General features: G+C 50.6%; 16 protein-coding genes. 8 read left to right on the top strand and 8 right to left on the bottom strand.

Annotation, left to right across the window (positions count from 1 at the left end; all coding sequences use genetic code 11):
* Positions 1 to 237: 237 nt before the first annotated feature.
* Positions 238 to 2256 carry a methyl-accepting chemotaxis protein gene (locus ABD028_RS12645; RefSeq protein ID WP_343845296.1) on the top strand — a complete coding sequence of 673 codons (2019 nt, stop codon included), beginning with the start codon at positions 238 to 240 and terminating at the stop codon, positions 2254 to 2256.
* A gap of 38 nt (positions 2257 to 2294) precedes the next feature.
* Here ABD028_RS12645 and ABD028_RS12650 read toward each other — a convergent pair whose 3' ends face one another.
* The 7 genes from ABD028_RS12650 to ABD028_RS12680 form a co-directional block, all read right to left on the bottom strand.
* Entirely contained in the window at positions 2295 to 3944 is a 1650-nt protein-coding gene (locus ABD028_RS12650) for a TonB-dependent receptor (RefSeq protein ID WP_343845298.1), read from the bottom strand.
* Positions 3827 to 4816 carry a TonB-dependent receptor gene (locus tag ABD028_RS12655; RefSeq protein ID WP_343845300.1) on the bottom strand — a complete coding sequence of 330 codons (990 nt, stop codon included), beginning with the start codon at positions 4814 to 4816 and terminating at the stop codon, positions 3827 to 3829. Before ABD028_RS12655 ends, ABD028_RS12650 begins: the two co-directional genes overlap by 118 nt.
* A gap of 114 nt (positions 4817 to 4930) precedes the next feature.
* On the bottom strand, positions 4931 to 5914 hold the full coding sequence (locus tag ABD028_RS12660; RefSeq protein WP_343845302.1) for a FecR family protein: 984 nt from the start codon (positions 5912 to 5914) through the stop codon (positions 4931 to 4933).
* 5 nt (positions 5915 to 5919) lie between these two features.
* Complete coding sequence (locus tag ABD028_RS12665) at positions 5920 to 6498, bottom strand: RNA polymerase sigma factor (RefSeq protein ID WP_343845304.1); 579 nt, start codon at positions 6496 to 6498, stop codon at positions 5920 to 5922.
* A gap of 157 nt (positions 6499 to 6655) precedes the next feature.
* Positions 6656 to 7180 carry a flavodoxin FldA gene (gene fldA, locus ABD028_RS12670; RefSeq protein ID WP_102795071.1) on the bottom strand — a complete coding sequence of 175 codons (525 nt, stop codon included), beginning with the start codon at positions 7178 to 7180 and terminating at the stop codon, positions 6656 to 6658.
* A gap of 27 nt (positions 7181 to 7207) precedes the next feature.
* Positions 7208 to 7432 carry a DUF2788 domain-containing protein gene (locus ABD028_RS12675; RefSeq protein ID WP_102795072.1) on the bottom strand — a complete coding sequence of 75 codons (225 nt, stop codon included), beginning with the start codon at positions 7430 to 7432 and terminating at the stop codon, positions 7208 to 7210.
* Between the two features lie 55 nt (positions 7433 to 7487).
* Complete coding sequence (locus ABD028_RS12680; RefSeq protein ID WP_343845307.1) at positions 7488 to 8261, bottom strand: alpha/beta fold hydrolase; 774 nt, start codon at positions 8259 to 8261, stop codon at positions 7488 to 7490.
* 139 nt (positions 8262 to 8400) lie between these two features.
* On the opposite strand from ABD028_RS12680, the gene ABD028_RS12685 reads away from it, so the two are divergent.
* From ABD028_RS12685 to astE, 5 genes are all read left to right on the top strand, one after another.
* Positions 8401 to 8958, top strand: a complete 558-nt coding sequence (locus ABD028_RS12685) for a hypothetical protein (protein ID WP_343845308.1) — start codon at positions 8401 to 8403, stop codon at positions 8956 to 8958.
* A gap of 35 nt (positions 8959 to 8993) precedes the next feature.
* Positions 8994 to 10640, top strand: coding sequence for a phosphoglucomutase (alpha-D-glucose-1,6-bisphosphate-dependent) (pgm, locus tag ABD028_RS12690; protein ID WP_343845310.1), 1647 nt, complete (start codon positions 8994 to 8996; stop codon positions 10638 to 10640).
* Positions 10641 to 10962: 322 nt separating this feature from the next.
* Entirely contained in the window at positions 10963 to 13449 is a 2487-nt protein-coding gene (locus ABD028_RS12695; protein WP_343845312.1) for a glycogen/starch/alpha-glucan phosphorylase, read from the top strand.
* Positions 13450 to 13601: 152 nt separating this feature from the next.
* On the top strand, positions 13602 to 14915 hold the full coding sequence (locus ABD028_RS12700) for a putative bifunctional diguanylate cyclase/phosphodiesterase (RefSeq protein ID WP_343845313.1): 1314 nt from the start codon (positions 13602 to 13604) through the stop codon (positions 14913 to 14915).
* A gap of 60 nt (positions 14916 to 14975) precedes the next feature.
* On the top strand, positions 14976 to 16007 hold the full coding sequence (astE, locus tag ABD028_RS12705; RefSeq protein ID WP_343845315.1) for a succinylglutamate desuccinylase: 1032 nt from the start codon (positions 14976 to 14978) through the stop codon (positions 16005 to 16007).
* Between the two features lie 65 nt (positions 16008 to 16072).
* Here astE and ABD028_RS12710 read toward each other — a convergent pair whose 3' ends face one another.
* Positions 16073 to 16822 (bottom strand): substrate-binding periplasmic protein, encoded by a 750-nt coding sequence (locus tag ABD028_RS12710; RefSeq protein ID WP_343845317.1) that lies wholly within the window; start codon positions 16820 to 16822, stop codon positions 16073 to 16075.
* 51 nt (positions 16823 to 16873) lie between these two features.
* Between ABD028_RS12710 and ABD028_RS12715 the strand changes: the two genes are divergently transcribed.
* Positions 16874 to 17287, top strand: coding sequence for an HIT domain-containing protein (locus tag ABD028_RS12715; protein ID WP_102795080.1), 414 nt, complete (start codon positions 16874 to 16876; stop codon positions 17285 to 17287).
* Positions 17284 to 17607 carry a heavy metal-binding domain-containing protein gene (locus ABD028_RS12720; RefSeq protein ID WP_102795081.1) on the top strand — a complete coding sequence of 108 codons (324 nt, stop codon included), beginning with the start codon at positions 17284 to 17286 and terminating at the stop codon, positions 17605 to 17607. Before ABD028_RS12715 ends, ABD028_RS12720 begins: the two co-directional genes overlap by 4 nt.
* Positions 17608 to 17617: the final 10 nt, after the last annotated feature.

Raw genomic sequence — 17617 nt, forward strand, 5'->3', positions numbered from 1 at the left:
AGTCGGGCAAGATGAAAAGCCATTCCGTGGTAAATGTACAACAATTCGGCGTGCCTGTTTACACCGCTAAAGTTTGCCGATTCCACGTTGGCAAGATGTAAACAGCCTGTTACCATTCTGGTCAGACCAGGAAGAAGCCTAAACAGTCTGTTAGTCATTCGTTATTTGCTGCTTCATGGGCTATATAAAATAACTAAAAAAGAGGACGTGAATCCTCATATATTCAGGTAGTTATCCATGCGAATAACGGTTGTTGGCAAGATTGTCGCCGGGTTTGTGCTATTCGGCTTACTGTTGCTTTGCACTAATGTATTGTCCTATTGGGGACTGTCCAGTATCCGCGACTCGGCGCTACTGGTTGCCAAAGAGAAAATGCCGGTGCAGGCCAGGATGCTGGCTGTGCAAACTCAAATCCTGACCCTGGCAAAAGTGTCTTTGCAGGGCTATTTCCTCAATCAGGCTGATTCGTTGGCTGGCAACACTGAGGAGTTCAAGCAGCTTTCCACGCAATTCAGGCAACAACTGGATGATGTTGCCAAATTGCCACTCCTGGAAGGTGATAAACAAATGTTGAGTCAGGCCATTGAGGCTTCAAAAGGCTATCTGGATGAGTCTGGTGCCATGTATGCCGCCAGAAGCCACTCTCTGACCGCCCGCGAAAAAATTAGCGCACTTTACCGGGAATGGCAGTTTGCCGGAGGCGATGCCGGGGCTAATTTACTGGATATGGCCGAACTGGATGGTGCAGAAGAAGGGCGTCTGGCGTCTGTGGTTGGTGCGGGTGCCAGAGTCGATAATATTATTATTACCCTGCTCAACGCTGCTAAAGAATATATCGCCGTCACCGACGCCGAGCTGAGCGTCAATATTGAAGAAAATCTGGTACTGACCATGGGGGACTTGACCAACAATGTCGAATATATCAACAGACTGGCCGAAGGGCTTGAAACCGACGGCTTGATGGACGCCTTTAACAGCCAGTATCAGGAGTTTGTCAGGCAGTTTCAGGGCCCTGGCGGGGTGCTTGAAAGCCAGCGACAGCGTATCGAACTGGTAAAACAGGCTGATGCGCATATGCAAAATGCGGAACAGCAACTGAATACCGCCAGACAACACCTTGCCGCGCTGTTTGCCAAGGTGAATACCGATACGCTGGATGGTCAGAATGCCATTTTGGATGCAGTACAAAGTAATATTGTCAAAAGCCTGGTGATACTGTTGCTGGCTCTGGTACTGGTCGGCTTTATCGGTGTGGCTGCGGCGCGCAGTATTTCCCGGCCGATGGAAAAGATTCGCGCCAGCCTGAGTATTATCAGCAGCGGCGATCTTACCCATAAGGCCGACAGTAACGGCTCGGATGAATTTGCCGCACTGGCCGCCGATGTGAACCAACTCTGTGATAGCTTACATGCGGTGGTGGAACAGATTACCCGCCAGGAAACCTTACTGGAGGAGGCGACTCGTACCAGCGAGGGACTCGCGCAAAAGACCCTTAAGCAAGTGCAGCAGCAAACCTCGCAGGTGCGCCACACCGCGGACAATACCGAACAGGTCAGACACACCAGTAAAAGTAACCTGTCACAGGTGCAGGCCAGCTCCAGGCAGCTTGACCAGGTATTACAACAATCCGCCAGCGCCGGAGATCTGGTCAGCGAGTCGCGTCGTCAGATTCAGGCTCAGGCCGAGCAGGCTGAGCGCTCCGGACAAATTATCAACCGACTGGACGATAACAGTCGCAACATCGGCGGCATTCTGGATGTGATTAAGACCATTGCCGAACAAACTAACCTGCTGGCACTAAACGCAGCCATTGAAGCGGCCAGAGCCGGCGAGCAGGGCCGTGGGTTTGCGGTGGTAGCCGATGAAGTCAGAACCCTGGCTAACCGCACTCATCAGTCCACCGAGGAAATCGAGCAGATGATTGCCAGTCTGCAGTCCGATGCCAAACAAGCGGTCGTTGCGATTGAAACGGGTCAGAAACAAGCGCAGGGAAGTGTGGGTTTAATTGCCAAGGTGAACGAAGAAATCAGCGCCATCCGTCTGGTGGTGGAAGAACTGGCGGCCATTAATACGGCCATTGTCAAAGACACCGAGGAACAGGACGCGTTACTTGAAGAAGTGACGCTCAGTTTGCAGCGTATTGTAGAACTGGCTGAGCAAAGCGGTGACTCCACCCGCCAGTCAGGTGATGCTATCGCTGAGGTAGGTCAATTAATGCGACAACTGAGTAAGGCGGTATCGCGTTTTAAACTTTAGGCACAGAAAAAGGGGCGCCGGACAGCGCCCCATTGAGCTTAAAAACTATAAGTCAGCCCTGCGCCATAAGTGGCTGGTGCGCCTACCAACCTGGCTCCGGCATTCAATTCCAGAAAATACACCTTATCCAGAATATTGCGCCCATAAGCATACAGGGTCAGGCCGCTGTGTAAGGCCAGCTCCAGACGCAGGCCCAGTAGAGAATATGACGGTGTCATATTGCCCTCACCGGCATTCAGACGATTTGACTCTTCATCATGGTAGCTGTAATCCAGTCGGGCTCTGAAATGGCTGTTGGCCAGCTGTTGCTGATATTGCAGGGCCGCATTACCACTTAACTTGGGTGAGCCGGGCAGGGGATCGCCCAGGGTGTTTTGCACGTCATTGACCCGATTGGAGTGAAACTCGGTAATCTCTGAATCCAGATAAGTGATTGATGTATCCAGACTGATGACGCTGCTGTCAGCTTGCCATAACGGCAGACTCAGTGCACCTTCCACACCTTTGACCTCAGCTTTACCCACATTAGTGCGGCCGTTGGTGTCATTGGCCAGACGCGCGGTGGCCTGTAATTCCTCAAACTCGTAAGCGAACAGATCCAGGCTCAGGTTCAGACCATTTTCATCTACATAGCGTAGCCCTGCTTCATAGGCCAGCACTTCTTCAGAATCAAAGGGTTGGGTTTCTTCCAGGGTAAATATAGAAGTGCCGTCAAAGCCACCACCACGGTAAGCCGTGCCAATGGAGGCAAACAGATTTAACTGGTCATTGACATAATATTTGGCAGACAGCTTACCCGACAGATTGTTGTCGCTGAATTCCCTGTCCCAGGCAAAGTTGGAGGGGGATTTAAAGTAGCTTTCGTAGGTGGAGACTCCCCAGGGGTTGTGGTCAATATTGCTGCCGCGGAATTTTACTTTGTCCGTGGTATAACGCAGCCCGCCGCCAAGGCTGAAATCGTTACTCAGATACCACTCGGCGTTAGCAAACAGGGCGACACTGTTACGGCGCTGGTTGTAAGGCGAGCTGTACTGGGACATCACCGCGTAGCTGGTCCAATCGCTGACAAAATCCACCGAATCGCTGACCATAAATACGCCAGCCAGCCAGTCTACATCGCTGCCACTGTTATTGCTCAGGCGCATTTCCAACGAACTTTGTTCCAACGCCTCGTCAAAATCATAACGAAATTTGGGAAAAGATGTGCCGTCGCCATTGCCGGATACGTCCCGTTCGCTCTTTTGATACCCCATCAATAAATCCAGATTCAAAGCATTGGAGAGCTGATGAGAGAATTCACCATGCAAACCGCTTACGTCAATTTGATGGGAATAGTACTCAGAGGCGTAGAATTTCAGCGGGTCACTGTCTTCACCGGCATTCAGCGCCGGGCTGTCTTCATTCAGGGCAATACGGTCATACTGGCGGGTATCGCCATTGTCCTGACTCATAAAATAGCGCAGGGTCAGCTCGGTTGTGGGGGCAAAGCTATAGTTCAAGGTACCGCGCAGGGCGAATAAGTCTGCATCACCAAAGCCATCGCGTTTACCCGGATCGGCGACAGGCGGGATCACCCCTTCGAATCCTGCTGGTACAAAGCCGGCAAAGTTGCCAGCTCCCTGGCCGTCCATAAAGCCGCCGCCTTGTTGCATGGTGACCGCCAGCCTGGCGCCCAGTTTATCTGACAACGGGCCGCCAGCCTGGCGCCCAGTTTATCTGACAACGGGCCGCCTGCCGCAAACGTGCCTTTCACATGGTCATAGGAGCCATACTCAACTGTCGCATAGCCTTCTAATTCCTCGGTGGGTCCTTTGGTAATGGCGTTGATGGCACCGGCCGTAGTATTGCGGCCATATAAGGTGCCTTGCGGTCCTTTCACTACTTCGATGCGTTCCAGGTCGAACAATGGCATACCCAGATAAGCATTAGACGTTTGATAAATGCCATCAATATGCAAGGCTACCGAGGGGTTGCCGTTGGGTTTGTAGTCATCTGCCCCGCCAATCCCCCGAATGGTAATAAAACTGTTCTGTGGCCCGCCAAAAGCCGAGTTAATGGATATGCCGGACAGGCTGTCGACCAAATCGGTAAAATTGTTGATGCCTTTATCGCGAATGGCCTGACTGCCCAGCACTGACAATGCCACCGGGGTATCCTGCAGGGTACTTTCACGTTTCATGGCGGTAACGACGATTTCATCCATGGAATTTAATGTGGTGCTGCTTTGCTTATCCTTCGCTGCTTTAACGGCTCTGATGACTAAGGCGCCGTTTTGGTCCTGGTAGGCTTCAAGGCCTGACCCTTTCAGCATCTGCCTGATTGCATCAAGGGTTGACGCGCCCTGTTGAACGGGGGCGGCAAGTTTGTCTCTGACCAGACGGGTGGGGGCGATAATCACAATATCCAATTGCCGGGATAATTGATTCAGCGCCTGTCCCAGCGGTTGACCGGCTAAATCGTCGGTGTCAGCCCTGGCATAGTTGCTGTGACTGGCGAGTAATGCCGAAGCCACGACTAGCTGGCACAAAGTGCGTTTAAAAAACACCGGTTTGGTTCTCATCTAAAGGTACTCCATTGGGGTTATCTGACGTTGTGTGTCATGCCAAGGAGCCTGGTGCGTTTCAGATTTTCCAGAGAATCGTCAATTGTCATGGAAACTTCATATAACTGCTGATTATTCAAGCGGTTTAATCAATAACCGGGCCTGACGCTTCTCCAGTTGCAAGTCGTTGGCCAGTAGCAATCCTTGCAGGATCTGCTCGGCCTGATCAATGCGACCCGAAGCGGTGACCAGCAAGGTATTCAGATTTTCAGCGTCGATTTCGACGGGCTGGCTCAGGTAACGATTTAACTCCTGAACCACGTCTGCCAGAGGTGTGCCGTCGTACTCCAGCCTGCCCTGTAACCAGGACAGCGCTTGTCGGCTATCAAAAGTTTGCACGTTACCCAGAAAATGCCCCGCAGCATCAGCCACAAGCTGTTGACCGGCGGTAAGTTGTGCTTTTTGCACAACTTTACCCTTGTCCAGCGCGGTCATTTCAACCCGGCCTCGCTGTACCGACAAGCGCAACTGATTGTGTGTCAGGCTGATTTCAAATGCAGTACCCAGCACTTGTACACGTGAACCGCCGCTGGTAATCACAAAGGGCAGTTCAGCATTGTGGGCAACATCAAAATACAATGTGCCTTGGTGCATTTGTAGCAGGCGTTGCTGTGTGTCCTGCAGGTAACTGAATCTGGCGCTGCCCGCTGATATCACCTGACTGCCATCCTCCAGCGTCAGTGTGCTGTTCATCTTTGCCGGAGTGGCAAAATGCTGAACTTGCGCAACCGCCACGGGGGCGGGAAAAGGCAAGCGCTGCCAGCCTAACACCACAATAAGCAGCGCCGCGGCCATACCAAGCCAGGTGGCCAGGGCAACACCAGGCTGCTTCAGCGGTTTCGCGGCAGGCTGATTTGCGGTGAGGGCCTCAAGATTGTCCAGTAGCCCTAATTGACGCCACAATCTGTCAATGCGGGAAAAGGCCTGTTTGTGCGCATCTGACTGATTTAACCAGCGGCTGAATTGAGCCTTTAACGGTGCATCAGGTGCTGCTTCCTGTAAACGTATCAGCCATTCTCTGGCTTCGGTGTCGAGCCGTTTTTGTTGTTCTGTCACAATGATTAGTCCTGTTGCTGGCTGCTAGCCAGGTGCGCCAATGCGCTGTTTAACTGACGGCTGATATCCGCCAGGCTCCAACCTGTTTGTGTGGCAATGTCGGCGTAGGTTTGGCCTTGAATGCGACAGCGAATCAGAATGTCACGCTGCTTATCTGTCAGGGCTGTCATGGCCTGCTGCAAGGCTTGCAACTGCTGTTGTTGCAGCAACTGGCTTTCCGGACTGATGTTGTGCATGGCAACATCCGGATCATCCAGTTGTTCGGCCAGAAACTCGCGGGTTTTTATCACGTGGCTGATGGAGCGCAACCCCAGATTAATGGCCACTTTGTATAAAAAGGCTTTAGGGTTCTGAACGTGCTGCAGGCTGTCCATTTGCGATAGCTTGGTAAAGGCGTCCTGAGCAATATCCTGAGGGTCTGGCGGGCCATTGCCGTAGAGTTTACGCAGCCGCGTGCAAAGCGACGACCAGCAACTATGGTAGAGCTGCTCAATCAATCGGGTTTGCCGCACCTTTTGCAATGAGGTTGATGGGGCTGCTGGATTTAGCAACAGGTTATCGGGGCAGGGCTCTGCCTTGTTCATTATGCATCCACAACTGAGCATGGGATGCGAACAATAGTGCGAAGTTGTTACAGATTTATGGCGACGTTGATACAGGTGGCGGATTGCGCCAGTCATTCACCATGCAGAGGCATTAAAAAAGGGAGTGTGTACTCCCTTTTTTATCGATTGCGAAATATCATTCCAGTTCCGCCAGACACATCTCTTCATGGATCTGCTTACACCAGGCTTTAACGCGCTGCTCGGTCAATTCTGGCTGGCGGTCTTCATCGATGCCTAAGCCAACAAAGTGCTTATCATCGGCCATGCCTTTACTGGCTTCAAAGTGATAGCTTTCGGTAGGCCAGTGCCCCACGATAATGGCGCCACGGGCTTCCACTATGTCACGGATCATGCCCATGGCATCAAGAAAGTATTCTGCGTAATCTTCCTGGTCACCACAGCCGAAAATAGCGACTAGCTTATCGGTAAAGTCGATTTCTTCCAGTTCCGGGAAAAAGTCATCCCAGTCACACTGTGCTTCACCGTAATACCAGGTGGGAATACCGAACATCAGCAGGTCAAAGTTGGCAATGTCTTCTTTGCTGCTTTTGGCGATATCCTGAACATCTATCAGGTTTTTGCCCAATTCTTTTTGAATCATCTTGGCAACATGTTCGGTGTTGCCTGTGTCGCTACCGAAAAATAGTCCCACACTTGCCATATGTTTTGATACCTCTGTTTGACGCGGTTAGCCACCCACGCCGGATGATTGCCAGAATACTTGAATCAGCCCTTTTGCCAGGAAACCTGCTGCGCCGAGAAACAACACCAGATAAACCACAGCCCGACCCGCCATGGGGACATTGTTTTTCTTCAGCACATCGTGCACTGCAAAACCCATTAGCAGGAACAGGGCCACCAGGGTCAGGTTGAGGACAATAGTTTCAATCTGCTCGTAATACTGACTCAACATGGCTCTGATACCTCTCAAAAACGGCGCGGACTATAGCATACCGACGCCTCAAATGCTAATGAGTCTCATCTGTGCGAATAAAGTCGCGAACAATTTTACCAAAGGCGGCGGGCTTCTCTGCATGCAACCAATGTCCCACATCTGCAATGATGCGGCCCTGGCTGCTTGGAAACTGCGCCGCGATTGTATCCCTATATGCCGCCTGTAGATAGTCCGAACGACCACCTTTAATAAAAAGTGTAGGGCCATTATAGCTCAGGCCTTTAAATGGCCAGTCAATTATATCGCCGTAGCATTGTTGCAGCAGTGCCAGGTTAAATCGCCACTGCCAGGTATCTTGTTCATACGCCAAGCTTTTAAGCAGGAACTGGCGAACCCCGGCTTCGTTGATATGGGTTGCCATCTGGGCGTCAGCCTGGCGTCTGTCAGTGAGATTGGGCAAATTGACGGCATTCAGTCCGGCGAACACCTGGCTGTGACGGTCGTTGTACGCCACAGGTGCAATGTCTGCCACGATCAGGCGGTTAACCATGGCAGGGTAGTGCAACGCTATGGTCATGGCCACTTTGCCGCCCATGGAATGGCCAAGCAGAATGACCTGTTCTAGGCCCAGTTGCTTACATAAGGCCAGGATTTGATCACTGTAAGCCTGGTAGCTGAACGTCTGGCCATGCTCAGAGCGACCATGATCAGGCAGATCCACAGCAATAATCTGATATTGGTCTTCCAGCTCCCGTCTGATGCCGCCCAGATTTTCCAGGCTGCCAAACAGGCCATGTAGCAGGACCAGAGGCTGTCCTTGTCCACTGATTTGATAATTCAAATTCATAAGTGTTGAGATTTGCCCAGTTTTTAATGGGCGCCGTTATAACAAATGTGTCATTAAAATGGCAATTGGATTATGGCACTGTACCCGGCAGCCTGGAAAAGTATAATGATGCCCAGGTGAATAATCAGCAGTACTAAAAATGAAAACTATTGAAATTGATGAAGAGCTGTATCGTTACATTGCCGCACAAACTCAACATATCGGCGAGAGTGCTTCGCAAATCCTGCGTCGTTTGCTATTTAGCCAGGCTGGCATTGCCATAGAAGCGCAACCGGTTGCAAAGCAAGAGAAGAAAAAAGAACCGGTTGCCAAATCGGTGTTACCGGTTCAGGAAGGTGCCCTATTTGATTACCTTGAACAGTCTGGCGTCAGTGACATGGGCAGCGCGGTTGAGCGTTTTATTGAAGTGCTGGCGGCCCTGGCACGTTTTCAGGGTAAAGAATTTGCCAAAGTGCTGGAACTGAAAGGGCGTAATCGCACCTATTTCGCCACCACTAAAGAGGCGTTACTGGCGGCAGGTAGCAGCACCAATCCCAAAATGTTGCCAGGCAGTTGCTATTGGGTCGTGACCAACAACAACACCCGTAAAAAACTGACAATGGTTCTGGAAGTGGCCAATTTACTGGGGTATAGCAATGAGGATGCGACCAGGCTGGCTAAGTATCTGGATCCTGAATTTGTCGGCGACACAGAGTAACTTTGATTAACAGGTTTTGAGAAAAAGGAGAATCGATGGCACTTCATCCCCAGGCAGGACAACCGGCCGACCTTGACAAACTGGCAAATATCCCCAGGCTGGTGGCAGCCTATTACAGCAATAAGCCGGATAAGGCAGATCCCGCTCATGCCGTATCTTTTGGCACATCCGGGCACAGAGGTAGCGCTTTGTTGTGCACCTTCAACGATGCACATATTGCTGCTATCTGTCAGGCGCTGGCTGAATACCGCCTGGCCAATAAAATAGATGGTCCGTTGTTTATGGGAATGGACACCCATGCCCTGTCTGAACCCGCCTTTATTACCGCTGTAGAGGTACTCAGTGCCAATCAGGTGCAACTGGTGGTGGAAGCAAATCGTGGCTATACACCCACCCCGGCTATTTCCCTGGCCATTCTCAGACACAATGTCGGGCGTAGCAGTGGGTTTGCCGATGGCATAGTCATCACTCCTTCCCATAATCCGCCCGAAGATGGTGGTTTTAAATACAACCCTCCTCATGGTGGTCCGGCCGACACCCAGGTGACCGATCAGATTCAGACCCGTGCCAATGACCTGATTGCCAAAGACCTGCAGGGCGTTAAACGCATGGACTTTGCCCTGGCATTGCGCAGTGGCTATGTGCATGAACGCGATTTTGCTCAGGACTATGTGGAAGAGCTGGATAAGGTGGTGGATATGCAGGCCATTGCCGCTGCCGGATTAAAGGTGGGGACCGATCCGCTGGGGGGCGCAGGTCTGGCATATTGGGATAGAATCGCCGAGCGGTATAAGCTGGATATTGAAGTGGTCAATCGCCGTGTCGACCCGGCCTTTTCCTTTATGCACCTGGATAAAGACGGCAAAATCCGTATGGATTGCTCCTCACCTTATGCCATGGCAGGTCTGATTGCCATGAAAGATAAGTTTGACCTGGCCTTTGGCAACGACGCCGATTTTGATCGACACGGTATTGTGTGCAAATCGTCTGGTTTGATGAACCCTAATCACTACCTGGCTGTGGCCATTGATTATCTCTATCGTCACCGTCCGCAGTGGAACGATAAGCTCAAAATCGGTAAAACCCTGGTCTCGTCCAGCATGATAGACAGAGTGGCGCATGCCCTGAATCGGCCACTGGCCGAGATGCCGGTTGGGTTCAAATGGTTTGTACCGCATATGCTGGATGGCAGTATGGGCTTTGCAGGAGAAGAAAGTGCCGGAGGCATTTTCCTGCGTCGTGACGGCAGTGCCTGGGCAACGGATAAAGATGGCATCATTCTGTGTTTGCTGGCGGCAGAAATACTTGCCGTAACAGGTCAGGATCCCGGCCAGGCTTACCAAGGCCTGACTCAGAAGTTCGGGGCCCCCAGCTATAAGCGTATTGATGTGCCTGCTACTGCGATACAGAAGAAACGACTATCCAGCATGACACCTGATGTTGTTAAATCCACTCAGCTTGCCGGGGAAAATATCGACACTATTCTGACCCGGGCGCCCGGCAATAATGCTGCCATTGGCGGGTTAAAAGTCAGTACCGAGAACGGTTGGTTTGCGGCACGGCCATCTGGCACGGAATCTGTGTACAAGATATATGCAGAAAGCTTTAACGGAGATGACCATCTTTCGTCATTGATTAACGAAGCACAAAGTCTGGTTCAGCAGGTGTTTGAAGCGGAATGATCTATTTGTGATCTTTTGATGTTGTAATTATGTTACATGATGATTGAAAAATGCCCGGTTATGCCGGGCTTTTTTATTTGTTAACGAAAAAACAACAAAAATACCATTTTAATTCCGGGTAAAAACAGTAAACTCAAATTTGCTTTGTAATTAAATTACAAAATGCGCCATGTGGAAACAGTTCGACTAGACTCTTTGAGTCGGTTCCACTCATCAGGGTGAATCAGGGTAGATAAGCGGATGGCCAGGAACGGCGACAAATTTTGACTTTGAGTAGGCCCATGCGGCATACAGATGCGGTGGGCACCCGGAGGGCTTAAAAATGAATAAGGCTGTGAAAGCGCCATTGCTAACGCAAAAATCTGTGACGGATCTGGACAAAAACGACATTAAACAAGCCATTATCCGGCACTTACATTGCACTTTGGGGACAGACGAAAACAAGGCCAATAACCATGCCTGGTGGAAGGCAACCTGCGCGGCAGTGCAGGAACAGGTGATGGAACGGCTGCGTACCACGCAAAAAACCCACTATATGAATGACACCCGGGCGGTGCACTATTTTTCAGCCGAGTTTCTGATGGGACGGCTGATGTCTAATAATTTGCAGAATTTAGGCTTGTACGAAAAGGCCTGTCAGGCGCTGCTAGAACTAGGTGTCGATATTGCCGATGTGATGGAAGAAGAGCCAGATATGGCGCTGGGCAATGGCGGTCTGGGACGACTGGCAGCCTGTTTCATCGATTCACTGGCAACACTGCAGATGCCGGCAATTGGTTATGGCTTGCACTACGAACATGGCTTGTTCCGCCAGGAAATCCAAAATGGCGCGCAGATAGAACGTCCGGATACCTGGCGAGACTACGGTAACCCATGGGAAATTTGCCGCCCTGAATCCATTCAGGAAATTCCACTGTATGGTTATGTGGAGACCAAATACGGTGAAAAAGGCCAGATGCGCAAAGAGTGGCACCCTGGCTCCATTGTAAAGGGCATTCCATGGGACATTCCGGTGGTCGGTTTTGGCGGTAAAACCGTTAATGTCCTGCGATTATGGGAAAGCCGGGCATCAAATTACTTCAACTGGGATGTATTCAACGCGGGCGGCTATCTGGATGCCCAGCGGGAAAACGTGCAGGCCGAAACCATTTCCAAGGTGCTTTATCCCAATGACGAAACCGAAGCCGGCAAAGAGCTGCGTCTGATTCAGCAGTACTTTTTCTGTGCCTGTTCTTTGAAAGACATTATTCGCCGCTACAAGCGGGCGCACGGTGATGACTGGAGTCGTTTTGCCGACCAGGTGGTGATCCAACTTAATGATACCCACCCGGCCATTGCTATTCCTGAGCTGATGCGTATTTTGGTGGACAGAGCCGAAATGGATTGGGACAAGGCCTGGGCCATTTGTACTAACACCTTTGCCTACACCAACCATACCTTGTTACCCGAAGCACTGGAGCGCTGGCCGGCAAGAATGCTGGAAAAGATCCTGCCCCGCCATTTAGAAATCATCTATGAAATTAATCATAGGTTTATGGAGTTGGTAGACAAAACCTGGCCTGCCAATGACAGCATTAAACGCAAGCTGTCGATTATTGAAGAAGGCAGCGAGAAAATGATCCGCATGGGCAATCTGTCGGTGATCAGCTCTTTTGCCGTTAACGGTGTGGCTGCCATTCATTCCAAGCTGGTTAAGGAGCAGTTGTTTCCTGAATTTGATCAACTGTGGCCGGGTAAACTGACTAATGTGACAAACGGTATCACGCCAAGACGCTGGCTTAAGGCCTGTAATCCGCGCCTGGCAACACTGATCAGCAGCAAGATTGGCGATGACTGGCCGGTGCATCTGGATAAACTGCAAGGGCTGGCGAATTATGCGGATGACAAAGAATTTCAGAGCCAGTTTATGCAGATTAAGCATCAGAATAAGTTGGATCTGGCGGCGGAGGTGAAACTGCTGACCGGCGTGGAATTAGATGCCAATATGATTTTTGATGTGCAGATTAAGCGTTTGCATGAATATAAGCGCCAGCATCTGAATTTGCTGCATATTATGGCCTTATATCGCCGACTGCTGGAAGATCCGGATTATGATATGCATCCCCGTGCGTTTCTGTTTGGTGCCAAGGCGGCACCCGGTTATAAACTGGCCAAGGATATTATCTATGCCATTAACAAAGTGGCAGATAAGATCAACAACGATAAGCGGGTGAATCATAAATTACGCGTTGTGTTCCTACCTAATTACCGGGTCAGCCTGGCGGAAAAAATGATCCCGGCTGCGGATATTTCCGAGCAAATCTCTACGGCCGGTAAAGAGGCCTCGGGCACCGGCAATATGAAACTGGCCTTAAATGGGGCGGTCACCGTTGGCACCCTGGATGGCGCGAATATTGAGATTGCCGAAGAAGTTGGCGAGGAAAATATCTTTATTTTCGGCCTGACAGTGGAACAAGTGCACAAAATGCAAAAGGCTGGTTACAACCCCTATGACTACTATGATACCAGCCGCGAAATCAAAGCCATTCTAGACTGGCTGGAAACGGACTACTTTACGCCAGGCAAGCCAGGTGAATTGGTTTCTGTAAAGCAGAGTTTACTTGATGGGGGCGACCCCTATATGGTACTGGCTGACTTTGATGCCTATTCGCAGGCTCAGAAAAAAGCCGATAAAGCTTACCGGGACAAGGCTGGCTGGGCCAGAAAAGCCATTTTCAACACTGCCAGAATGGGCAAATTCAATTCCGATCGTTCTATTCTGGATTATGTTGAAAAAATTTGGCGACTATCGCCTTGCACGGTAGACTAGCGCCCGCTACGGCCAGGGTAGGCCGGGCTTAGCTTTTTGACAGGAATACGCCGCCCAAATACGTGGGCGGTCTAAAGCCCCCATTTGGGCTTTTTTTTTATCGCGCAAACAGGATAAACTTTGCACGGTAAGCAGAGGTGTTGCAGTACTCAATGAGTGTTTTTTACCAGTCCCTGGCCACCATTCCCAATCGCTATGCGTTTTTTGAACGTATTGAGCAGGCTGTTAGCGAATCGCCTGAGCTGTCGCTGCTGTTTATTGATGTGGTGCGTTTTTCCGACGTCAGTAGCAGTTTTGGCTACAAGGTCGGAGATATGATCCTCGAAGAAGTGGCCCGGCGCATTAAAACCTTGTTCGGTAAGCAATGCCTGCTGGGGCGTATCAGTGGCGATATTTTCGGTCTGATGCTACCCGGATGCCATGGCGATACCCAACTGCGCGGTTTTTACAGTCATCTGGTTGAACACTTTAAGACACCCATCAGTTTTGACGATAATGCGTTTGTGGCCGACTTTAATGTCGGTGCGGTAGCCAACCTGCCGGACAATCGCGATCCTAGTCGATTGTTTTCCGGCGCTGAGATGGCGCTTAAACAGGCTAAGCAGAATAAGTACGACAATTTCCAGGTCATTCGACTGCAGGAAAAGCCTGAGACCGGCCGGTCACTTGCCCTGAAAGCCGACCTTAAACGCGCCTTTGCCAATGATGAACTGGAGTTATATTTTCAGCCCAAGGTGGATTTGCACAGTTTCAAGATAGTTGGTGCTGAATGCCTGCTACGCTGGAATCACCCCCTGGACGGCATTATTGTGCCTGGTAGCTTTATCGAAGCTGCTGAGTCGTACAATATGATGAACGAAGTAGGGTACTGGGTGCTGGAAAGGGCCTTTCATAGCGCCATGCTGCTGGAGGGGCTGGGACTGGATATTCAGGTTTCTGTGAATATTTCTCCCACTCAGCTTTATGATTCAAAGTTTGTTGCCAAAGTGAAACGGTTGGCCGGGTTGTATCGGGTCAATCTGGCCAATATTGAACTGGAACTCACCGAAGATGTGGCATTGTCGAATTCGTTGTTGGTTAAACGCCAGTTGGGACAAATAAAAGCCCTGGGTTTGTCCATCGCTGTAGACGATTTTGGTAAGGGTTACTCTAATCTTGCCTATATTCGCGATATAGAGCTGGATACCATTAAAATTGATAAAACCTTTGTGATGGGGCTGGATCGCAATCCGGTCAACAAGGCCATTATTCAGGCGTCGCAACTTATCGCCGGTGCGTTAGGCTGCAAAGTGATTGCCGAAGGAATCGAGTCAGTGGAGCATCTGCATGCACTACGTGAGATTGGCATAGATAAAGGTCAGGGTTTTTTGTTTTCCAAAGCGGTGCCGTTTGAACGTTTGGTTGAGTTGATCCATACCGACCTGATGGTCGGGGATTCACTGGCATATCGAAACCGGACAGGGTGATGCACCGCGCAGCCTGCTTCTGCTAGAATAGCGGCCAAAAGCAGACTCCTCAGGATTTCTATGCCTCTACAGCAATTGCGTCAGCATGGCCAGTTTCTGGCCTTAAGCCGCCAACAGCCCAACCTTTTTGCCAGCCCGATTGAATTTAGCCTGGACGATGGCACCCAAGTGTTTATTCGCTCCCCAGGTATTATCAGCTTTACCCCAAGCAAGCCCGAAGGTAAGGATATTGTGCTTTCCAGCGGGGTACATGGTAACGAAACCGCCCCCATAGAAATATGTGATGAACTGGTACAAGGTCTGTTGACAGGACAGTTTAGCGCGCGTCATCGGGTATTGTTTTTATTTGGCAACCTGCCGGCCATGGAAATTGGCGAGCGCTTTGTCGAAGAGAACATGAACCGTCTGTTTAGTGGTGCCCATTCTAAAGGGCCGGGTCTGGTTAACGCCGAGCGAGTCAGAGCCAAAGAGCTTGAGGATGCCGTGGCAGATTTCTACCAGCAAGGCGAGCAGACAGGGCAGAATTATCGCTGCCATTATGATCTGCATACTGCCATCCGTGGTTCAAAGAATGAGAAGTTTGCCGTTTACCCCTATCGTCACGGGCAGCCATGGAAGAAGTCGCAACTGCAGTTTTTGTTTGCCTGTGGCGTGAATACCTTTTTGTTGTCAAATGGTCCCACCACGACCTTTAGCTATTACTCTTCCAACGAATTTGGCGCCGACGCCTTTACCGTCGAACTGGGTAAGGTGGCGGCCTTTGGCGAAAATGACATGTCGCGTTTTGCACAGGTCAGGGAAACCCTGTTGGCGCTGATCAGTCAGGACGAAGTGGCTTTGCCCGGGTACGATCCAAACGCACTGCATGTGTTTAGAATCAACCAGGTGATCAATCGCACTAAAGAAGATTTTCGCCTTAACTTTGCTGATGATGCCCCCAATTTTACCGATTTTCCCCTTGATTATGTATTAGCGGAGGAGGAGGGCGTGCAATACAAAGTGCAGGAACAAGGTGAAGCCATCGTTTTTCCTAATGCCAAGGTCGCCATTGGTCAGCGCGCGCTGCTCACGGTTGTTCCCACCAGTTTGTAAAGATTATTCGCTGTCTGTGGCGACAGTGCACTGGGTGTGCAATCGATACTTTGTGGTTGTGCTAATTATGGCTGAGACAGTTGGAATTGCTGTTTTTGCAACGATTGTCTCAGGGCGTCCACCAGGCTGTCACTAGTGTTTAAGCTGGCCGCCAGGTAGGTGAGTTGCTCAAGCTCCGGGATCATATAAGCAAAGCGCACATCGGAAGTCTCAAGTTGCATGGATTGCAGCATATCGTCGATGGCGTCTGGGTCGTCTATCACCAGATCGACTTTGTTTTTCAGCAAAAGGGTCCAGGATTGCTGAATATCTGCAGTCACCAGTAATTGCTTGCCCTCTTCAAAACCATGTTGTTTCAATACTTCCAGTGCCACATCCTGACGTTGCACGGCTATCATATAGGCTTTGGCGTCCTGCAGTGTCTGGATTTTTACCGGCAGACTGCGGCTAAGTTGCATAAAGCCAAGGGCATAACGGCCTACCGGACCTATCCATTTAAACAGCGCTTCACGCTGAGGCGTTCTGGCCATCGCATAGATAAGGGTGTTGGGAGTGCTCAGGGCCAGGTCGTAGGCGCGAGCCCAGGGATAGGCCCTGATCTGAGCCGCTTGATTGGCATCGGTTAACACTTTACGTACCCGTGCGGTCACCACGCCTGACACCTGGCCGTCGACCAGGGTCTGTGCGGGTGGGGATATTTCCGTTACCACCTTTAATGGCAATGCCCGGCTTTGCAAAGGCATGAGTGATGTAGCCAGCGCAATCAGCAGGCAAGCGGCAAGTGAAATCGGAAATGGATTGGGCAGTTTGTACAACTTTAGGTTATCTTTGGTGATTACAACCTTCAGGCTAGCTACTTATATTCTATGTTTCAACTGGATCCCCGACTTAATCAGGATTGCCATCTGGTTACCGAACTGCCTTTATGTCTGGTACTTATGATGAATGACAACCAGTATCCCTGGATGATACTGGTTCCCAAGATAGAGGGAGCCAGAGAGATTCTTGATCTATCCATTGCCCAACAACAGCAACTTTGGCTTGAATCCTCACGACTTACCCGGGTGATGCAGCAGCGTTATGCGCCCGATAAGATGAATATTGCTGCCCTTGGTAATGTGGTAGAACAGTTGCACCTGCACCATATTGCCAGGTATAAAAAGGATATCGCCTGGCCTGCCCCTGTGTGGGGAAAATATCCCGCTAAAGGATACGATGCGGCCACAGCGCAGCAGGAAATAATGGCAATGAGTGAATTATTAGAGGACATCAAGGCATGATTATCAGTACGACACATCATCTGGACGGTAAGGAAGTTGAGGCTTACCTGGGCATTGTGGTTGGCGAAGCGGTGATGGGGGCGAATCTGTTTAGTGACCTTTTTGCCTCTATTCGTGACATAGTGGGTGGACGCAGTGGCTCCTATGAGGATGAACTGACCAAAGCCCGTAAAATTGCCTTCGCTGAACTGGAAGCTGAAGCCAGAGCGTTAGGCGCGAATGCCGTTCTGGCGGTGGATATTGATTATCAGGTAGTGGGCAGCAAAGGCAGTATGCTGATGGTGAGTATCAGCGGCACTGCGGTACGCTATCGAGGTTAATGCGCCTTTC

The organism is Bowmanella denitrificans, from assembly GCF_039522935.1.
GTDB lineage: Bacteria > Pseudomonadota > Gammaproteobacteria > Enterobacterales > Alteromonadaceae > Bowmanella > Bowmanella denitrificans.